At 57.6% G+C, this 2,821-nt stretch carries 3 protein-coding genes and 1 pseudogene; all 4 read right to left on the bottom strand.

The features are described 5' to 3' along the window. Positions 1-1,169: conjugative transposon protein TraM (locus H6B30_RS15730; protein ID WP_205112208.1), on the bottom strand; the 1,169-nt coding region annotated here is incomplete at its 3' end. Next, positions 1,162-1,443, bottom strand: a complete 282-nt coding sequence (locus tag H6B30_RS16835; protein ID WP_439116975.1) for a hypothetical protein — start codon at positions 1,441-1,443, stop codon at positions 1,162-1,164. The genes H6B30_RS16835 and H6B30_RS15730, both read right to left, overlap by 8 nt. 224 nt (positions 1,444-1,667) lie before the next feature. Further along, positions 1,668-2,264 (bottom strand): conjugative transposon protein TraK, encoded by a 597-nt coding sequence (traK, locus tag H6B30_RS15720; RefSeq protein WP_205112206.1) that lies wholly within the window; start codon positions 2,262-2,264, stop codon positions 1,668-1,670. An 18-nt stretch (positions 2,265-2,282) separates the two neighbouring features. Next, a pseudogene (locus tag H6B30_RS15715) lies at positions 2,283-2,821 on the bottom strand (hypothetical protein); the annotation flags it as partial.

The raw sequence follows: 2,821 nt of genomic DNA, 5'->3' as shown, positions 1-2,821 counted from the left end.
TTGATTTTCGCCTTGTTCTTCCGGATGTTGGACGACAGGGCGGACGTGGCGGAGTTGTACATGTTCTGCAGGGCCTGCAATGCGATGGCCTCGCCGGATATGCCGGAGCCGTAGCCGCCGTCCGACTCGATGTTGATGTCCTGCTGCACCACGTTGGAACCGGCGTCCTTCACGAAGTCCCGGAACGAGGATTCGGGCACGTAGAAACCTTCCATGCCGTCGTTGTCGAATACGGACAGCTTGACCTTGATGAATTTGTCCCCGGCAAGTATGCTGGTGATGGTAGCCTTCACTCGCTGGCTGGAGAATCCCGTCACCGTGCCGTAGAGGTAAGTGCCTTTCCTCAACTTGGTGCCGCTCACCGTCACGTCGTCAAGCAGCTTGAAGCGCAGGCGCGTGCCTTCCTTGGCCTTGGTGGTCTGGTCTATCATGGCGCGTATCAGCCTGGCTTCCGCCGTACCGTCGGGAGCGGCCACCGTATGGAACTTGTCCGCATTGGTGTCGGCAGACTTGATGACAAGGTTCGGGCGGTTTCGTTCCGCCTCTTCCTTGCGGATTCTCGCCAGCGAGTCGGCACGCTGCCTTTTGGCCGCCTCTTCCGCTTCCGGGTCGCCGAACCCAAGGCCGCGCCCGATGGCCTTCTGCCTCTCGTAGCTGCGGCGTTGGATTTCCTCCAGGTCACGGGCGAAGTCGTCCTGCGAAGTGTAGCCCATGCCACTGCTTCCATCAGACATACGGTCTGAAGGTGCATTGTTGCCATAGGCGTATGAATTGATGTGCCGCCTGGACTCCGCCAGCGAGCGTTCCAGTTCCTCCATTTCCTGCTGCTGCCGGATGCGCTCTGCTTCCGCTGCGTCCAGTCCGTCCAGTTCCTCCTCGCTGTAGCCGTGTCCCGGCTCCTCTTTCTCCTCCTTTTCCTCGCCGATTCCGCCCACGGCGGTAAAGGCGTCCTCGTCGCCGAAGCGGCGCGACATCTCGTACATCTTGTCCCCTGCTTCCTCTGCGTGTGCTTCGGGCAGTTCCGTGTTGATGCGGTCAGTGGCCACGGCCTGTTCCGGCTCTCCGCCTCCCCCGAAGGTCTGCATCACGAAATACACCAGGGCGCACAGCGGTATGAAGATGACGGCCGGGAAGATGTACTTGGGTTGTTTGAAATTGACTTTAATCATGTTCTCCGTTATTGATGAATTTTACAATGTTCTCCAGCCGCCTGTACTGCCTGACAATCCGCAGGGAGTCACCGTGCGTTTTCCGAGGCATGGCTATCAGGGAGTCAAGTTCCCGTCGGATGGCCCGTCCGCTGTCCGCCAGCTCCTGTATCGTGGCACGGTGCAGGCCTTTGTTCGACTGTATGGTGCGGAAGCCTTGGAACAAGGGTTCCATATTGGCAATGACGCCGATGCCGTGTGCGTTGTCCGTCCCGTCCGGCTTGCTATTGTTCATGATAAGGGAGCATACCAGCAAGAGCGACAATGTTCCCGTAACACAGGCAAAAGTCCTTTTCGGATGCTTCCGGGCCCAGATGTTCGCCAGACGGATGCGACCGACCAAGCGGAGCCTTTCCCCGGCCTTTCCCAATTTGGGCTGCAGCCATGCGCGGATCTGTAGATGCGTCCTCAGGCGACTTTCCCGAAGTTTCTTTCTGATTCTCATATCGATATTGTTTTTTAATAATCCAAATCCTTGTTTTCAAGCGTCCTCCAGTTGGTAATCAGCAGCCCGTGTGGATTGTTCCGCGTCCTCGGCACGGACTCGACATAGCCGGTCGTTACCAAGGAGCGTTTCAGGTCACGGGTGCGCCGCTTGATGAGCTGCGTGCCGTAGTAGGTGAACTTCCGTTCCTGTTCGTCGAAGCTGATGGAGTCACACATGACGGTACAGACCGCCGACGAGGAGATGATGTCGGAGTAGAAGCCGTTCTCGTCCATCGCCTGCTTCTGCTTCAGGGCCGTGCCGTCCGCCATGTACATCGCCTTGCCGAGCGTCCACTTGATGTAGTCGTTGTCGGGCGGCAGGTTGAAGAAATACTGATGAAAGAGCTGAATGTGCGCCTTAGCCTCCATCGTGAAGTTGGCCTCCAGCTGCGCCCGTTGGGCGAGGAACGGGATGTCGCCGTCCAATATGTATATCTGGTCCCTTTCCTTGTTCACCAAGGAAATGCAGCACCATACGGTGAAGCCGCAGATGACGATGCAACCTCCTATGGTGGCCAGTACTGTCACCATGGCGAGCCTTGTTTTCTGTGCCAGTGATTCTATGAGCATATTCTTGAAGTTTTAGTTTTATCTTCCTGATTTTGGTTTTACCATGGAAACCGCTCCACCGGCCACCGAGCCGGCCGCACCTCCGGCCATGGAAGCAATGCCCGTAGCCGTGGAGCCTGCCGCCGTTGCCGCGCCCGAACTTACGCCTCCGGGGATGAGCCACGAGGCCACTTCCGGGACGAAACGTATGATGTACGCGCCGACCAGCATGCCCATGGCGTACATGCAGTTGGAGCCGATGCCCTGCAGCCCCAACGCGCCTATCTGCGACCACGAGTTGACCGAGCCGTGAAGCAGGTGGTCGTAGGCCACGAGGTCTTGCTGCAGATTATACAAAAGGATGAAGTCAACATAGTACAGGCACATGTAGGTCACGAACCCCCACAGCGAGAGGGAAAGGAACTTGGACATCCACTGGCTCCACGCCGAGTTCCATGGCGGGGCGAGTGAGAGGGCGAACATAATGGGGCAGAATATCACCATGATGGCCATGAAGATGCGCTGCGCCACGAGAATGCCGTAGTAGGACATCTGGAAAATCAGCTCTCCCACGAAGC

The organism is Marseilla massiliensis (assembly GCF_016899955.1).
GTDB lineage: Bacteria > Bacteroidota > Bacteroidia > Bacteroidales > Bacteroidaceae > Prevotella > Prevotella intestinigallinarum.
Note: the sequence above shows the minus strand (reverse complement) of the source record. Positions and strands in the feature narration are given on the sequence as shown.

What these genes read in the sequence shown, in the direction of transcription:
- H6B30_RS16835 (WP_439116975.1), bottom strand. Translation starts at nt 1,443, where the DNA reads ATGAACAATAGCAAGCCGGACGGGACGGACAACGCACACGGCATCGGC.
- traK (WP_205112206.1), bottom strand. Translation starts at nt 2,264, where the DNA reads ATGCTCATAGAATCACTGGCACAGAAAACAAGGCTCGCCATGGTGACA.